A 15,224-nucleotide genomic window follows, 5' to 3' on the forward strand; every position below is an offset into this window, starting at 1 on the left:
ATTTGCGATACTTGAATATATTAACTATTTTCATATTCAACTTTCATACGACAATTCTTCTGATATCAAGTATCTTCTAAAGTCAAAGAGGCTAAAACAGGCATGTTTACGTAAAGACTTTGAGAGAGTAGAGGAAAGGAAATGGTATCAACAGAGTTAGTAATATGAGATTGAAGCAATTTGCTGTTACAAATGGGCTTATTTTATTTCAGGAAGTTAAAGAACGGAGGGGATTTGCGAGTGAATAGAAGAATTCAAGAATTAATTGATTTTACGAAAGAGAAATTTGGATTAGAGAACTACTACTTAGAACGACATAGCCTTTCTCGAAACGTCACTATCTTCAATGAAACGGTCTATACACTTTGTATGGAATGGTTTCCGAATCATGTAACCGAACTAGAGGAAGATGGTTCAAATCCAGATGGTACAGCAGTTATTGAGATCAATATGGATACTCGTAAGTTTGAGAGTGCTATTTTTGTAATGGGTAAGACATATGCAAAAGATGGGGTTACATTTACCAATCTGGATACAAAGACAATCATAAAATGGATTGAACGTGAAACAGGACTTACATATAGGAGGCATTTCCAACTACATAAAGAAAGTGAAGGAGAACTTCAATTTAAAGAATGCTTTGAGGGTGTAGCGGTGTCTCCTTCTGGATTTATAGACGTTAAATTTAATCAAGAAGGGAGGCTCACCTCGTTCTCTGTACATGGTCATTTTCCTTCTAAAGAAATAATTAATGAAGAAACGTATACGATTTCCCTTGAAACGGTGGAACATTTGGCGAAGGAACAATTGAAATTAGTTGAATTTCCTTCCTATGAACAGAAAAAATTATTCCCTGTTTATGCGGTGGAAGAGGTTTTTGTTACGAATGATGGAACGACAACGATTCCATTTGAATTTATAGCGGATGTAAGGTCGTATTTGAAAATTGACGAAACCATTTCTTGGGATGAACCAATCAATGATCCTTTTGAAAGAAAAGAGATTAGTTGGATTGAGAATGTAACAGCAGAACAAGCATTTTTATGCGAGCCAAGCCCTGTTTCATTCCCAATCACAAAAGTAGAACAAGATAAATGTTTAATGGCGGTCAATAACTTTTTACGACAGGAATATCCTAATGACACAGGAAAGTGGATGCTTAAAACGTTACATCGAGACAAAGGTTATATTCATGCAATAGTAAGGGCTAACCACCAGGACAATCGAGTATTTCAAAGAAAACTGATGGTGATGATTGATGCGGGGAGCCTCCAAGCAGTAAATTACATGGATAATAAACCAATGTTGGAGATTTATGATCAATTTCAAGCAGCTGATAAAGTAACAATCGCGAAAGAAGAGGCATTTGAAAAAATCAAGGAGTTGTTTGAGCTAACCCCTTATTATGTTTATGACTATGAGCAAAAACAATATGTTTTATACGGAAAATTAGATTGCCACTATGGGGTACATGCAGGAAGCGGTAAAGTCGTTTCATTAGATGATTTGTAGTTTTATTGGTCAAGGAGGAGAGATTGGTCGTTCATTAAAAGGATTAACTCTCCTTATTGAAAATGCTATAGCACTTACAGCAGAGGATTTTGTAAATGAACAGGATGTATTTGTGGTGGATAAGGAAGGTCATTGGTGACTGAAACAGCAGGGAAAGTAGAAAAGTGGTAACCAATAGAGGTCGTTGGTGACCGAAACAGCAAGGGGAAATGGAAAAGTGGTCACCAATAAAGGTCATTGGTGACCGAAACAGCAAGAGAAATAGCAAAGTGGTAACCAATAGAGGTCATTGGTTACCAAAACAGCAAGGGAAAATAGCAAAGTGGTAACCAATAGAGGTCATTGGTGACCGAAACAGCAATGGAAAGTAGAAAAGTGGTAACCAATAGAGGTCATTGGTGACCAAAACAGAAAGGAAAATAGCAAAGTGGTAACCAATAAAGGTCATTGGTGACCGAAACAACAATAGAAATAGATATATGGTAGCCAATGAAGGAAATCCTTCTTAAACCCCTATTACATTACTCATAAAAAGCCCATTGCCCATACCCTACAGTTTTAAAGTTCTTCTTTAAAAACTTTCGAATCGTCTTCCTAGACTCAACCACCCGACACCAGTCATGAATAATATTAGTAGTGATTTTTAGATTTGGAAAAAGCAGCTTAAATTCTCCCACACTCCGTACGACTGCTGATTCAACCTCCTCTACAAAACCGCACTGATCACACTTAGCTTTTCTATCATCACAGGAAATAAAAAAGGAGTTACAGATTGCACAAGTTAAACCTTTCTCAAGTGAATGGTATTCATAAGGAGGTAATTTGGGATAGGGAGGTTCAATGATGTGATCTGATATCATCTTGTCAGCCAGTTTTTGCTGCTTCCCATTTAGGTTTGATGTCTTTGAGTTTAGTTTTTCCATAAAGGAGCTTAGCTGTGGGGGGAAAATAATCGAATCGTTTTGGGGAGCTTGATATAAGAAGAACTTTGGATTAATAAAAACTAGATAAGGAACAATTCGAAAATAGAACCCATTTTTTTGAGATATTGTTGGAGTAACGTTTCAGCTCTCTTAACCTGGTGCAATGGATTCGTAATTGGATTTTTTGCACCACAAAAATAAAACTCATCATCCTTAAGAAAGTAATTACCTTCAAAATTTTTTACCTCACATGGAAAAATGGTGTCTTGAATGATTAGAGAAGAATCGATTTGAAATTTTGTATGGTTTATTTCAAGCATTATATCGTTTAAAACAAATACGTCACTATTGAGGTTTGCTGCCGTCAATAGATCAAAAGCCACTTCTCCTTCGTAACCTTTCTTCAAATTTAAATACTGTTTCAAGTCTTCTTCGGTTAAGTTCATTCGTGTGTTTAGAAATCCTAGTAGCTTTAATAAATCTGATTCAGTTCTAGATCTTAAGGGCATACTCCACTTCCTTTCAACTCTAATAATATAGAAAATTCCCCAACCAAGCTGTGACAATATATCTACAAAAAAACAATTCTAAAAATTCTTGACACTCTTCCGCCCTGAATGTTATTATTTTCCTTTGTGACAAAAAGGGAGGGAACTATTTGATAAAAGTAGAAGGCATTACGAAATCGTTCAAGGTGGCGAAACGTTCCACTGGGTTGCTACAAGCCACCAAGGCACTTTTCCATAGAGAACATACCATCGTAGAAGCCCTAAAAGATATCTCATTCACCATCGAACCTGGTGAAATTGTAGGTTACATCGGTCCGAATGGTGCAGGAAAATCAACAACGATAAAAGTCATGAGCGGAATACTTGTCCCTGACGGAGGAAATTGTAGCATAATGGGCTTTATACCATGGAAGGAACGCACCCAGTTTGTAAAAAATATCGGGGTTGTCTTCGGTCAACGTTCTCAGTTATGGTGGGATGTTCCGGTAATAGATTCATTTGAACTTTTAAAGGATATTTACAAAGTTCCACAGCAAGAATATAAAACTACATTAGACTTACTCGTTGAAACACTAGAATTACAAACGATCATGAATTCCCCTGTCCGGCAATTGAGTTTAGGCCAACGAATGCGCTGTGAAATTGCTGCTTCCTTATTACATAATCCTAAAATATTATTTTTAGATGAACCAACCATTGGGCTAGATGCCGTTTCGAAGATAGCTGTCCGTCAATTCATCAAGACGATCAATCAGGAAAAGGGTGTGACGGTTGTCCTTACCACACACGATATGAATGATATTGAGGCATTGGCCAACCGAGTGATATTAATTGGTAAAGGCAGTCTGCTTTATGATGGGAAATTGGAGGAATTAAGGAAGCGTTTTGGAACTAATAAAACGATTACCGCTGATTACCGCAAACACACACATTCCATTGATATACCTGGGACAACCATCATTCACTGGTCTCCTGAACGCGCTGTCCTAAGCATCGATACAGAACAAATCCTTACCTCGGATATTATTACCGAACTATCCAAACAGGTGGACCTATTAGACATGACAATCGAATCCCAGCCCATTGAAGACATCATCGTCCAGCTGTATAAGGAGTTCCAAATATGAAGGTATATGCAGCGGTTTTAAAACTAAGGCTCCTAATTGGTATGCAATACCGGGCGGCCGCTTTGGCTGGAGTGGCGACGCAATTTTTCTGGGGATTCATTTCGATCATGGTATTTGTAGCATTTTATGAATTCACAACTGTAACACCGCCAATATCTTTAAAAGAATTAATCACATACATATGGCTGCAGCAGGCTTTCCTAGCTTTTGTTATGCTCTGGTTCCGTGACAATGAATTATTTGACCTCATCACAAGCGGAAATATCGCCTACGAACTGTGCCGGCCAGCCGATTTATACGGTTTCTGGTATGCAAAACTTCTAGCACAGCGGTTATCCAGTGCGTTGTTGCGCTGTTATCCAATCTTAATCATAGCTTTCTTTTTACCAAAGCCCTACAACATGACGCTTCCTCCAAATGGTACAACCTTTCTTTTATTTGTGATTACCCTTTTATTAGGATTATTGCTTTTAGTAGCTATTTCTATGTTCTTATATATATCTGTATTTGTAACGTTATCTCCAATGGGGTCACTGTTAGTATTCGGGGTCTTCGGGGAATTTTTTGCAGGGTTGATAATTCCCATTCCATTGATGCCGCTCTGGCTACAAAAAATAGCCTACGTTCTGCCATTTCGCTGGACGGCTGATTTTCCATTTCGTGTTTATTCCGGACATATCGCTCAAACAGAAGCACTAATAGGAGTTTTTATTCAATTTGGATATCTTATTGGATTGCTATGGCTTGGAAAACTGGCACTTAATGCGGTATTAAAAAGAGTCGTCGTACAGGGGGGATAAAAAAAGATGAACCTTTATTTTAAGTATCTGTTAATCTTATTTAAATCACAAATGCAATATCGGACGTCATTCTGGCTTTTATCGCTTGGACAGTTTTTCATTCCTTTCTCCATTTTTGCGGGTCTTTATTTTTTGTTTGAGAGATTTGGGCAAATTAAGGGCTGGGATTTTTTCGAGGTGGCCCTTTGTTTTGCTGTTATTCACATGGCTTTTTCGTTAAGTGAATGCTTTGCTCGGGGATTTGACACTTTTTCCAGCTTAATCATAAAGGGAGACTTCGATCGCGTTCTAGTCCGCCCGCGAAGCACATTCATCCAGGTTCTCGGATCTAAATTTGAATTCACTCGGATAGGCAGGCTGCTTCAAAGTGCCATGGTCTTAATTTGGGCATTGAATAATCTCCCCCTCGAATGGAGTTTCACCAAAGCAATTACGCTGTTTTTTATGATTTCAAGTGGAGTGCTTATTTTCACAGGTATTTATATGCTCGCTGCAACGATGTGCTTTTGGACGGTTCAAGGACTTGAAATCGCTAATATTTTTACGGATGGCGGCAGAGAGATGGCTCAATATCCGCTTAATATTTACCAAAAGTGGGTTGCCCGTTTCTTCACCTATGTCATCCCATTTGGAACGGTCAATTATTTGCCTTTACTTTTTATTCTCGGAAAGACAGAAGGAAACGAAATCTTATATATGCTGACTCCTGTCGCAGGCAGCCTCTTTATTCTTCCCTGTTTTCTTGTATGGCAATTTGGGGTCAGGCACTATCGTTCGACGGGGTCATAAGAGAGGCAGTGGGGAGTCCCACTGCCTACCTTTTTTTAATCATGTTTTCCTGTGCCATTTTAACAAGTTCTCTAACCATGCTGCCACCAAGTCTGCCGCCGACCTTCCCAGCTTGCTCGGAAGTGAGTTGCCCATTGTATCCTTTCTTCAAAGGAACACCAACTTCTTCAGCAGCCTCAAATTTGGCATCCTCTGGGTTTTGTGCCTGAACGACCTTCGCCTTCAAGGCATCTAATCCATTTCGTGCTTCAGGAACGAGAATTTTATTTCTTCTAGCCATATTATCCCTCCTTTACTCGTTAGGATGACCAATTTTGAAAAATAATCAGCAATGACTGGATAAATCCTTTTTTATCCAGTATAATAACAACAAAATCAAGCCGAAAAAAATCAATGAAAAAGAGAGTAGTTTTCTGGAAAGTCGTAGCGAGTCAGGGGTGGTGGGAGCCTGATACGGAACAGAGGATGAAGCGCACTTTGGAGATGTCTGCCTGAAAATAGTAGGGCAAGCCGGAGCGATCCTCCGTTAACAAACCAAGCTGGTTCTTTGGAACAAGTAGAGTGGTACCGCGAGTTAACTCTCGTCTCTTCAATATAGAGACGGGAGTTTTTTGTATTTAGAAGATAAAAATAGGGAGGTTTTAAATATGAATTATAAACAGGAGCTTGCTGAGAAATTATTTGAAGTCCTGGGCCACGAAATGGATGTCAAAGAGCTTGAAATGCTAATTGAAAAGCCGAAAAACCAACAACATGGAGATTTAGCCTTTCCATGTTTCACATTAGCAAAAATAATACGAAAATCGCCCAATATGATTGCTCAAGAATTAAGTGAAAAGATCCAATCACCAACTTTCGAGAAAATTGAAGTGTTGGGTGCTTATCTCAACATCTTCTTAAATAAAAAATTGGTTTCGGAAGATACGGTTGCTGAAATTATTAAGCAAAAAGAAAAGTATGGTGCTCTAAACATTGGGAATAACCGCCCTGTAACCATTGACCTGTCATCTCCCAATATCGCAAAGCCGTTTTCGATGGGTCATTTACGTTCAACCGTCATTGGTAACTCTTTGGCCTTCATTGTAGAAAAATGTGGATTTAAGCCAATTAGAATTAACCATATAGGTGACTGGGGAACACAGTTCGGCAAGCTAATTACTGCTTATAAGCTTTGGGGAGATGCGGAGAAGGTAAAACAAAACCCCATTAAGGAATTGTTAACCCTCTACGTTAAGTTTCATGAGGAAGCGGAAAGTAATCCTTCACTTGTCGAGCAGGGCAGGAGCTGGTTTAAAAGTCTTGAAGATGGTGATGAGGATGCATTATCGCTTTGGCAGTGGTTTCGTGATGAGTCCTTACAAGAGTTTTCTAGAATCTATGAACTAATGAACGTTGAATTTGATTCCTTTGCAGGGGAAGCTTTTTATAATGATAAAATGGACCGTGTCGTCAAGCTGTTAGAGGAAAAGCAATTGCTTGTAGAATCGGATCAGGCTCAAGTGGTTGAACTAACAGACGAACAACTACCTCCTTGCTTAATTAAAAAGTCTGATGGTGCCACCCTTTATGCCACCCGTGATTTAGCGGCAGCTCTTTATCGTAAAGAAAACTATGACTTTGATTTGTCATTATATGTCGTCGGTAATGAGCAAAGCCTTCATTTTAAACAGTTAATTGCTGTGTTAGATAAAATGGGCTACTCATGGGCAAAGAAGATGGTCCATATTCCATTTGGAATGATGCTTAAAGATGGAAAGAAAATGTCGACACGAAAAGGGAAGGTTGTCTTATTAGAAGAGGTCTTAAATGAATCGATCGCGATGGCGAAAAACAGTATAGAAGAAAAAAATCCTAACCTCACGGACAAAGATACAGTAGCGAAACAGGTCGGCGTAGGGGCCGTTATGTTTCATGACTTAAAGAACTTTAGAATGAATGATATTGACTTTTCGCTGGAAGATATGCTTCGTTTTGAAGGAGAAACAGGCCCCTATGTCCAATATACGTATGCAAGGGCATGTTCCATTTTACGTAAAGCAAATAAGGCTACAGAAACTTCCATTCAACCATCTTCGATATCATGGGAAAAAGAATGGAAGGTTGTTATTCTACTGACAGAGTTCCCGAATGCGATTAAAAGATCATTTGAGCAGTTTGATCCATCCCAAATTGCCAAATATATTGTGGATCTCGCGCAAGCCTTTAATAAATATTATGCTGAGGTAAAAATTCTCGAAGAAAATGCAGACCAACAGGCCCGCTTAGCACTCGTAGCTTCTGTAACGATTGTTCTGAAGGAAGGGATGAGATTATTGGGGATTGAAGCCCCAGAAGAAATGTAAAGCGAAAAAATGTAGTCTATGTCAAATTGTTTTCCAAAACCACCTTTCTGGTGGTTTTTTTTTGTATAAGAGTAAATGGAAGGAGGGGCGGAATAATAAAAAGTGAATAACCTGAATTTTACTATTTTCCTTCAAATGATTGACACAAGTAACCGTTACCACTATACTCGGTTTTATGAATGAAAAAGTGTCGATATTTGTCGAAATAAAAGGTGTTTTCTAACTACTTAGACTATACATCATGAAAAGGAGAGAAAAATAATTTGAAATATGTTCTATTTCTGGCTGCAATTATAATCATCTTTTTGTTAGCCTATATCGTGAGTAACAATAAGAAAAGAATTAAGGTTAAACCGCTTGTCACAATGCTTGTAATTCAGCTCGTTTTTGCTTTTTTACTCCTAAACACAGGAATAGGTTTTGTCATTATTACAGCAGTCGCGGGTTTGTTCGATCATCTTTTAAGTTATGCTGCTGCGGGAATCAACTTTGTTTTCGGAGGAATGGCGAATGAAGGTGCCGGGCCATTTTTCTTAAATGTACTTCTTCCCATCGTTTTTATTTCTGTATTAATTGGGATTGCGCAATATATTAAAGTACTTCCGATAATCATTCGTTATCTCGGCATTATTTTAAGTAAGGTAAATGGTTTAGGCAAATTAGAATCCTATAATGCAGTTGCGTCTGCTGTTTTTGGTCAGTCAGAGGTGTTTATCTCGTTGAAAAAACAGCTTCCCTATATTCCTGAACATCGCCTATATACTTTATGTACTTCAGCAATGTCAACGGTTTCTGCGTCGATTTTAGGGGCTTATATGACAATGATTGACCCCAAATATGTTATTACAGCGTTAGTATTAAATTTATTTGGCGGATTCATGGTTGCCAATATTATTAATCCTTATGATGTAAAAGAGGAAGAAGATATTATCGATGTCCAAGAAGGAGAAAAGCAAACATTTTTCGAAGTCCTAGGGGAGTATATCTTAGATGGTTTCAAGGTTGCTATCATCGTTGGAGCAATGTTAATCGGTTTTGTAGCGATCATTAGTATGATTAACGCTGTATTTGAAGCGATTTTTGGAATCAGCTTCCAGGTGGTCCTTGGATATGTATTTTCACCGCTTGCCTTTATTATTGGTGTACCTGCAGCAGAGATGGTGGAGGCTGGTACAATTATGGCAACAAAATTACTGTCGAATGAGTTTGTAGCGATGATGGATTTAGCAAAAGTAGCAGATTCTCTATCCAGTAGAACGGTTGGGATAATCTCCGTATTTTTGGTATCCTTTGCGAACTTTTCATCGATTGGGATTATTACGGGTGCTGTAAAAGGTCTAAATGAAGCAAAAGGAAATCAAGTAGCGAAGTTTGGGTTGAAATTGCTTTACGGAGCAACCCTAGTAAGCTTATTAACAGCTGCTATAACGAGTATTATGTTATAAATATGTAAATAAAAACAACCACAGAGCTCAATCTGTGGTTGTTTTTTTGGTTTTCTTTATTAAATAGTAAATAACGCCTAGAATTACAGCACCGATGAGAATAGGCAAAGTATATTGCGCTGCATATTCTTTAATATGTGACCAATTCTTCCCTAACACATGTCCTAAATAAAGGAAAAGAATCGTCCATGGAATGACGGCCGCTACCGTATAAAGCGTAAATTTTGTTGCAGACATTTTTGCAATACCAGCGGGAATAGATATTGCATGGCGGACAACAGGAATAAAGCGGGCAAAGAAGATGACACCGACACCATATTTTTTAAACCATTGTTCTGATTGGTCAATTTGCTTCTTTTTAATTAAGACATACTTTCCATACTTTTCTAAAAATGGACGACCTCCGAAATACCCAGCCCAATAAAGAAATAACTGTGCAAGGGTTCCGCCAATGGTCCCGGCAATAATGGCTCCAGGGTACCCGAGAATTCCTTCCGAAATCATATAACCGCCATACCCTAAGACTATTTCACTTGGAATCACTTCTATCATTAATCCTAGTGCAATTCCGAAGTAACCTAACTGTGATAAGAACTCCAATACTGAAAAAATAAATTCCTTCATAGTCCACCTTCACTTTTGTAAATAATTTTTACTTTTCTTAGTGTATACCACTTTCGATAATAAAGAAATAAAAACAGCGGAATTCTCCGCTGCTCTTCTTTTAGCTGCTTAACGCCCTGGAGGATGAGAACATGTAGTTGCGATGATGAAAACGAATGCTGTAGACGAACCCCATGGCAAACATATTGCCCATCAATGAACTGCCCCCATAGCTGATGAAGGGTAAGGGAATTCCTGTAATCGGAAGGACCTGAATGGTCATGCCGACATTTTGGAAAACATGGAAGGTAATCATTGAAATGATTCCAGTACAGACATATGTATTAAAAGGATCATTCGTATCTAACGCCGTTTTAATTAAGTGATAGATTAAAAGAAAGTATAAACCAATGACAATACTGCCGCCAACAAAACCATATTCCTCACCAATTACGCTAAAAATGAAGTCCGTATGTCCTTCAGGAATGTAAACTTCACGATTGCCAAAGCCTTTTCCGGTTATCAGCCCTGATCCAATGGCACTTAATGATTTTAACAAATGGTAGCCTGAGCTGCTTGAATGGTTAAACGGATCGAGCCATGCATAAATCCTATTAAATTTATACTGCTGTACATGTAAATATTTTTCAAGAATATCCGGTCTTTGCACAACTAAATAGATGATGAAAACCCCAAGTGATGCACCAGTACCGAATAGCGGTAAAATAATTTTCCATGTAATCCCCGAGACTAAAATGAAACCCATTAAAATCGATAATAGGACGAGTGAAGTCCCTAAATCATTCTGCTTCATAATGAAGAAAATAGGAACAGCTGTAGTAATCCCCAATTTAATCAATAACCAAAAGTCTAATTTTGCGGTTTTCACAAGATATTTTTCCTGGTGCTGGGTAGCAACACGGCTAAGGGCTAAAATCAAAAATGTTTTAACAAACTCAGAAGGTTGAATGGAACCAACGGGAGTGATAAACCAGCTTTTTGCTCCGTTTCTAATTGGTGCGATATCTAACGGTGCAACCAAAACTCCTATTAGTAAAATAATTCCAAATCCATACAAATACCAAGAAAGCCGCTTGTATTGATAGCTGTCAAATAGAATTGTAATGGAAATGATTACCGCCCCAACGACATACCAGAAAGTTTGTCTGACTAAAAAATTATCCTCGTACTGCCCAGCAGTTTGTGCGCTATAAATACCTACACAACTAACTAGAAAAAATAAAAACAGAATTAATGTTAACGTCCAATCAAAGCGGTCCACTTTTTTTGTATATTTGTCCATACCATATGTCACACCCATTTTTATCTGTTTGTATAGTGTTATGCTAACAAAGAAAAGATTTAGTAACAATATATTAAGGAAATATATTACAATACCCTCTTTATTAAGACGGACATGCTACGGGGAATGTTTCAAAAAAACGGTCTAGAAGACCGTGCCTACATAAGACGATTTAGGAACATCGTTGCAATGCCAAAGTAGGTGAGTAACGAAAAAATATCATTAATTGTCGTAATTAATGGACCGGATGCTACAGCTGGGTCTATTTTTAAATAAAATAATATAAGGGGGATAATCGTCCCGGCTAACGTTCCGATAATCAGTGTAAAAAAGAGTGAAACACCCACGACTGCCCCTAAGATAAAGCTGCCTTGCCAGATATAAGCAATGATAGAGATGAGAATGGCGCATGTAACACCAATGGTCACGCCGACACCAAGCTCGCGAGCGACTAAGCGGACGATTACTCCTTTATCGATATCATGTGAAATTAGTCCCCGTACTACAACGGCAAGCGATTGAGTTCCTGTATTTCCGGTCATGCCAGCTATCATTGGCATAAAGAAGGCAAGAGCCACCACCTGATCTAGAGTATTTTCAAAGCTGCTTATGATTTTGCCAGAGATGAGTCCGATAAATAAAAGCAATATGAGCCACGGAAGCCTTCTAGCAGCAGCCACCAATGTTTTGGTGTCAAAGTCAATCGATTTCCCGGAGGCTGATAATTTCTCTATATCTTCATTCGCTTCCTTAATAACGACATCAATAATGTCATCAATTGTTACAATCCCGACAAGGATATTTTCCTCATCGACAACTGGTATAGCAAGGAAATCGTAGCGTTCTGTCATCTGGGCCACTACTTCTTGATCGGTCGTAACCGAAACAGAGATTACGCGTTCATACATAATGTAATTTATTTTTTCATTAGGATCCGCCAAAAGTAAGTCACGGTAAGAAACAACACCCACCAATTTCCTAGCTTCATCGACAACATAGAGGTAGTTAATGGACTCGGCATACTCGGCAAACATTTTTAACTTATCAACTGCTTCCCTAACGGTGTAATAATTTCGAATCCAGACAAACCGATTGGTCATCAATCTACCGGCTGTTTCAGGCGGATAATTCATAATATCCGTAACAGCTTTAGATTCTTCAATCTTCATGCCCGAAAGAAGTGACTCTTTTTTCTCTGGTGAGAGGTCATCAAGCATTAATGCTAAATCATCATTGTCCATTAAATCCAGGACTTTACTGGATTTCTCAATCCCAAGCTTATTTAACACCTCAATCTGTTCTTCTTTTTCTAGTTCCTGCATCAGGTCAGCAAGTACCTCAAAATTTAAAAACAGAAGGAACCGAAGTTTATGTTTTTCGGGTAATTCTTCGTATATTTTTGCGGTATCATATGGTTGTAATTCTTCAAGAATCGTTATAAAGTCTGCCTTTTTGTTTTCTTTTAATAACTTAATAATATGCAGCGAAATTTCGTCTTGGGTCATATCCTTAATCATTTAATACAAGCTCCTCTCTATACATATATGTAAAAAAATGATTTGCTGATAATTATGGTGTAAATACTAGTAGGGAACTTAAGACTAGTATGTGTTAATTCATAAAATAATCCAGCTGGCTCTGTTTCAAAGGTATCACAAATAGCTTGAGAATTGTAAAACAATTGAAATAAGCTATTAGGACTATTAATGATAAAATAATGATTGACTGACTAATATTGGCGATTGTTAAACTGGAGTACTTTTCTAACACAACTTGATCATTTAATTTTCCCTGATTGGAGGAGTTTGGCATTGAAAAGGCATCATCAAGACATACGGGATCTTGTCTATGTCCACTTAAATCAAAATGATCAGTATGTCCTATCCTATGGAATTGAGTTTGCTGAATTTGCTGCTGCTTTTTCAGGTTCTTTAAATCATTTACTTTTATTAAAGCACCGCTTTGAAGATAGTGACTTTAACATGCATACACTACTCGAATACTGTCCAGAGGACAGAATCAATCGATTAGCGGCTGAAGATATATATGGATACGGTGATTTTTGCTGGATCGACTTTGTTGAAGAAGAAGGGTTAAATGAACTCACTGGGCAGGAAATCGCAGAAATATTATATTTGGGTCATCAAAAGCAGCATTTAAAGCTTCCCTTTTATAATAAGCTAGGAAACCGATTTGTTTATTTAGCGCATGATGATGGTTTCTTTAATAAAATATATTACCGAAGCTTCAAGGACTTCTTTCATCTCTTAAGTGAGGCACTTTCAAATAAATTAGGAGACTTGAAGCTTGAAAAGTCAATTTTTGGAATTAGAAAGAAGCGTGTGTATCCACCGATTAATAAGGAGATTCTCCTATCTTTAACCCCTTTTATGAAGGAAGGTATCTGTATTTCTTTAAGGGACCTTGATCAACAGCGTAATCGACTGGAAATCCCTATCTGGGTGATCGGTGATTTTGCCTCAATGGATGATATGTATGAGGAATACGAACAAATTTCTGTTGAAAACTGCCATGCTAAAATCATCTTTGATAAAAAAACAAAAGAATGGAAGCTTACTGTTATCTAATCTCTCCATTTACTGGGGGGATTTTCTTTTTGTTAAATCGAATCATGAGTTTTTAACCAAGCCTTATGTTTCATAAAATAATGATTAGATAATAGTAAGAAAAAAATCGATAAAACAGTATCACTACAGTCTCATTTTTATCCGATAAAGTGGTAAAATAAAAACGTGAATGCGAAAATGGAGGTTTACTATGAAAACGAAAATTGGTTTATTATACGGAGGTAAATCCGCTGAACATAAAGTATCCTTACAAACTGCTCTTGCAGTCATTAAGGCGCTTGATCTTGAAAAATTTGAAATTCATCCGATTTACATAAATGTAGAAGGTCAGTGGATAAAAGGACCACAACTGAATGCACCGGTCAGTAACGTTCAAGCACTAGAATTTTCAAGTGAAAATCAGTTATCACCATTATCATTAGCACCATCCCTTTTTAGCAAAAGTGAAAAACAGGAAAATGAACCATTAGATGTAATATTTCCGCTTCTGCACGGACCAAATGGTGAGGATGGAACGGTTCAAGGATTATTAGAATTATTGAATCTTCCATATGTCGGTAATGGAGTATTGGCTTCAGCTGCAGGTATGGATAAAGTTATGATGAAAAATGTCTTTGCTCAAGCTGGCCTCGCGCAAGTAAATTATCTAGCCTTTATCAGAACTGAATGGGAAAAAGAAAAAGCGACAATATATGAAAGTGTAGAAGAAAAGCTTGGCTACCCATGCTTTGTAAAACCAGCGAACCTAGGTTCAAGTGTAGGAATCAGTAAATGTACAAACCGAACGGAACTAGAAGCGGCCTTCGTTGAGGCTTTCCAATTTGACCGAAAAGTGATCATTGAGGAAGGCGTGATCGCACGTGAAATAGAAGTGGGAATCCTAGGAAACGATGAACCGAAGTGCTCTGTAGCAGGTGAAATTGTTCCGAAGAAAGATTTTTATGATTATAAAGCGAAGTATGAAGATGGGGATACTGCGTTAATAATTCCTGCAGATGTTTCCGCAGAAGAGTATCAACAAATTAAAGAGATGGCGATTCGAGCCTTTAAAGCATTGGATTGCTCTGGTCTTGTTCGCGCCGACTTCTTCTTAACAAAAGATGGCAAGGCGTTAATTAATGAAGTGAACACAATGCCTGGCTTCACACCGTTTAGCATGTTTCCATTGTTATGGAAGCATACAGGAGTTGAGTACCCACAATTAATTGAAACCCTAGTCAATCTTGGAATAGAAAGACATACTGAAAAGCAGAACATAAAATACACCATCTAGAAAAACATTG

15 protein-coding genes and 1 other annotated feature are annotated in these 15,224 nt (G+C 37.9%); of the genes, 9 read left to right on the forward strand and 6 right to left on the reverse strand.

Going from position 1 to position 15,224, the window contains the following annotated elements:
- Positions 1-240: 240 nt before the first annotated feature.
- Positions 241-1,512, forward strand: a complete 1,272-nt coding sequence (locus BLR86_RS23810; protein ID WP_090767777.1) for a hypothetical protein — start codon at positions 241-243, stop codon at positions 1,510-1,512.
- Positions 1,502-1,651 carry a hypothetical protein gene (locus tag BLR86_RS26320; RefSeq protein ID WP_175493036.1) on the forward strand — a complete coding sequence of 50 codons (150 nt, stop codon included), beginning with the start codon at positions 1,502-1,504 and terminating at the stop codon, positions 1,649-1,651. Before BLR86_RS23810 ends, BLR86_RS26320 begins: the two co-directional genes overlap by 11 nt.
- Before the next feature lie 382 nt (positions 1,652-2,033).
- Here BLR86_RS26320 and BLR86_RS23815 read toward each other — a convergent pair whose 3' ends face one another.
- Together BLR86_RS23815 and BLR86_RS23820 are read right to left on the reverse strand one after the other, a co-directional pair.
- Entirely contained in the window at positions 2,034-2,435 is a 402-nt protein-coding gene (locus BLR86_RS23815) for a hypothetical protein (RefSeq protein WP_090767780.1), read from the reverse strand.
- 80 nt (positions 2,436-2,515) lie between these two features.
- Complete coding sequence (locus BLR86_RS23820) at positions 2,516-2,944, reverse strand: nuclease-related domain-containing protein (RefSeq protein WP_090767783.1); 429 nt, start codon at positions 2,942-2,944, stop codon at positions 2,516-2,518.
- A 149-nt stretch (positions 2,945-3,093) separates the two neighbouring features.
- Here BLR86_RS23820 and BLR86_RS23825 point away from each other — a divergent pair, with 149 nt between their 5' ends.
- From BLR86_RS23825 to BLR86_RS23835, 3 genes are read left to right on the forward strand one after another with little or no spacing between them, the layout of a single operon-like run.
- Positions 3,094-4,071 (forward strand): ABC transporter ATP-binding protein, encoded by a 978-nt coding sequence (locus BLR86_RS23825; protein ID WP_090767786.1) that lies wholly within the window; start codon positions 3,094-3,096, stop codon positions 4,069-4,071.
- Positions 4,068-4,871, forward strand: a complete 804-nt coding sequence (locus tag BLR86_RS23830; protein WP_090767789.1) for an ABC transporter permease — start codon at positions 4,068-4,070, stop codon at positions 4,869-4,871. Before BLR86_RS23825 ends, BLR86_RS23830 begins: the two co-directional genes overlap by 4 nt.
- A 6-nt stretch (positions 4,872-4,877) precedes the next feature.
- Positions 4,878-5,660 carry an ABC transporter permease gene (locus BLR86_RS23835; protein ID WP_090767792.1) on the forward strand — a complete coding sequence of 261 codons (783 nt, stop codon included), beginning with the start codon at positions 4,878-4,880 and terminating at the stop codon, positions 5,658-5,660.
- A 25-nt stretch (positions 5,661-5,685) separates the two neighbouring features.
- Here BLR86_RS23835 and BLR86_RS23840 read toward each other — a convergent pair whose 3' ends face one another.
- The gene (locus BLR86_RS23840) at positions 5,686-5,940 is read right to left on the reverse strand and encodes an alpha/beta-type small acid-soluble spore protein (protein ID WP_090767795.1); all 255 of its coding nucleotides are present in this window, start codon (positions 5,938-5,940) and stop codon (positions 5,686-5,688) included.
- A 104-nt stretch (positions 5,941-6,044) separates the two neighbouring features.
- Positions 6,045-6,252: a binding site (T-box leader), on the forward strand.
- Positions 6,253-6,307: 55 nt separating this feature from the next.
- Between BLR86_RS23840 and argS the strand changes: the two genes are divergently transcribed.
- Together argS and BLR86_RS23850 are read left to right on the forward strand one after the other, a co-directional pair.
- A complete protein-coding gene (gene argS, locus BLR86_RS23845) occupies positions 6,308-8,002 on the forward strand; it encodes an arginine--tRNA ligase (RefSeq protein WP_090767798.1) in 1,695 nt (564 codons plus the stop codon).
- A gap of 263 nt (positions 8,003-8,265) precedes the next feature.
- Complete coding sequence (locus BLR86_RS23850) at positions 8,266-9,447, forward strand: NupC/NupG family nucleoside CNT transporter (protein WP_090767801.1); 1,182 nt, start codon at positions 8,266-8,268, stop codon at positions 9,445-9,447.
- Positions 9,448-9,474: 27 nt separating this feature from the next.
- Here the strand turns inward: BLR86_RS23850 and BLR86_RS23855 are convergent, their stop codons facing one another.
- The 3 genes from BLR86_RS23855 to mgtE all read right to left on the reverse strand — a co-directional run bounded on the left by BLR86_RS23855 (position 9,475) and on the right by mgtE (position 12,870).
- Complete coding sequence (locus BLR86_RS23855) at positions 9,475-10,071, reverse strand: undecaprenyl phosphate transporter UptA (protein ID WP_090767805.1); 597 nt, start codon at positions 10,069-10,071, stop codon at positions 9,475-9,477.
- 100 nt (positions 10,072-10,171) lie between these two features.
- Positions 10,172-11,353, reverse strand: coding sequence for an FtsW/RodA/SpoVE family cell cycle protein (locus tag BLR86_RS23860; RefSeq protein WP_090767808.1), 1,182 nt, complete (start codon positions 11,351-11,353; stop codon positions 10,172-10,174).
- A gap of 158 nt (positions 11,354-11,511) precedes the next feature.
- Positions 11,512-12,870 (reverse strand): magnesium transporter, encoded by a 1,359-nt coding sequence (gene mgtE / locus BLR86_RS23865; RefSeq protein ID WP_090767811.1) that lies wholly within the window; start codon positions 12,868-12,870, stop codon positions 11,512-11,514.
- A 294-nt stretch (positions 12,871-13,164) separates the two neighbouring features.
- Here mgtE and BLR86_RS23870 point away from each other — a divergent pair, with 294 nt between their 5' ends.
- Positions 13,165-13,941 carry a hypothetical protein gene (locus BLR86_RS23870; RefSeq protein WP_090767814.1) on the forward strand — a complete coding sequence of 259 codons (777 nt, stop codon included), beginning with the start codon at positions 13,165-13,167 and terminating at the stop codon, positions 13,939-13,941.
- Between the two features lie 190 nt (positions 13,942-14,131).
- A complete protein-coding gene (locus BLR86_RS23875) occupies positions 14,132-15,214 on the forward strand; it encodes a D-alanine--D-alanine ligase (RefSeq protein ID WP_090767818.1) in 1,083 nt (360 codons plus the stop codon).
- Positions 15,215-15,224 lie beyond the last annotated feature (10 nt).

Source organism: Bacillus sp. OK048 (genome assembly GCF_900103525.1).
Taxonomy (GTDB): domain Bacteria; phylum Bacillota; class Bacilli; order Bacillales; family Cytobacillaceae; genus Neobacillus.

Excerpts from the sequence above, each read along its gene's own strand:
- BLR86_RS23815 (WP_090767780.1), bottom strand. The coding sequence starts at position 2,435 with ATGGAAAAACTAAACTCAAAGACATCAAACCTAAATGGGAAGCAGCAA.
- BLR86_RS23830 (WP_090767789.1), top strand. The coding sequence starts at position 4,068 with ATGAAGGTATATGCAGCGGTTTTAAAACTAAGGCTCCTAATTGGTATG.
- BLR86_RS23835 (WP_090767792.1), top strand. The coding sequence starts at position 4,878 with ATGAACCTTTATTTTAAGTATCTGTTAATCTTATTTAAATCACAAATG.
- BLR86_RS23875 (WP_090767818.1), top strand. The coding sequence starts at position 14,132 with ATGAAAACGAAAATTGGTTTATTATACGGAGGTAAATCCGCTGAACAT.
- BLR86_RS23820 (WP_090767783.1), bottom strand. The coding sequence starts at position 2,944 with ATGCCCTTAAGATCTAGAACTGAATCAGATTTATTAAAGCTACTAGGA.
- argS (WP_090767798.1), top strand. The coding sequence starts at position 6,308 with ATGAATTATAAACAGGAGCTTGCTGAGAAATTATTTGAAGTCCTGGGC.
- BLR86_RS23855 (WP_090767805.1), bottom strand. The coding sequence starts at position 10,071 with ATGAAGGAATTTATTTTTTCAGTATTGGAGTTCTTATCACAGTTAGGT.
- BLR86_RS26320 (WP_175493036.1), top strand. The coding sequence starts at position 1,502 with ATGATTTGTAGTTTTATTGGTCAAGGAGGAGAGATTGGTCGTTCATTA.
- BLR86_RS23840 (WP_090767795.1), bottom strand. The coding sequence starts at position 5,940 with ATGGCTAGAAGAAATAAAATTCTCGTTCCTGAAGCACGAAATGGATTA.
- mgtE (WP_090767811.1), bottom strand. The coding sequence starts at position 12,870 with ATGATTAAGGATATGACCCAAGACGAAATTTCGCTGCATATTATTAAG.
- BLR86_RS23860 (WP_090767808.1), bottom strand. The coding sequence starts at position 11,353 with ATGGACAAATATACAAAAAAAGTGGACCGCTTTGATTGGACGTTAACA.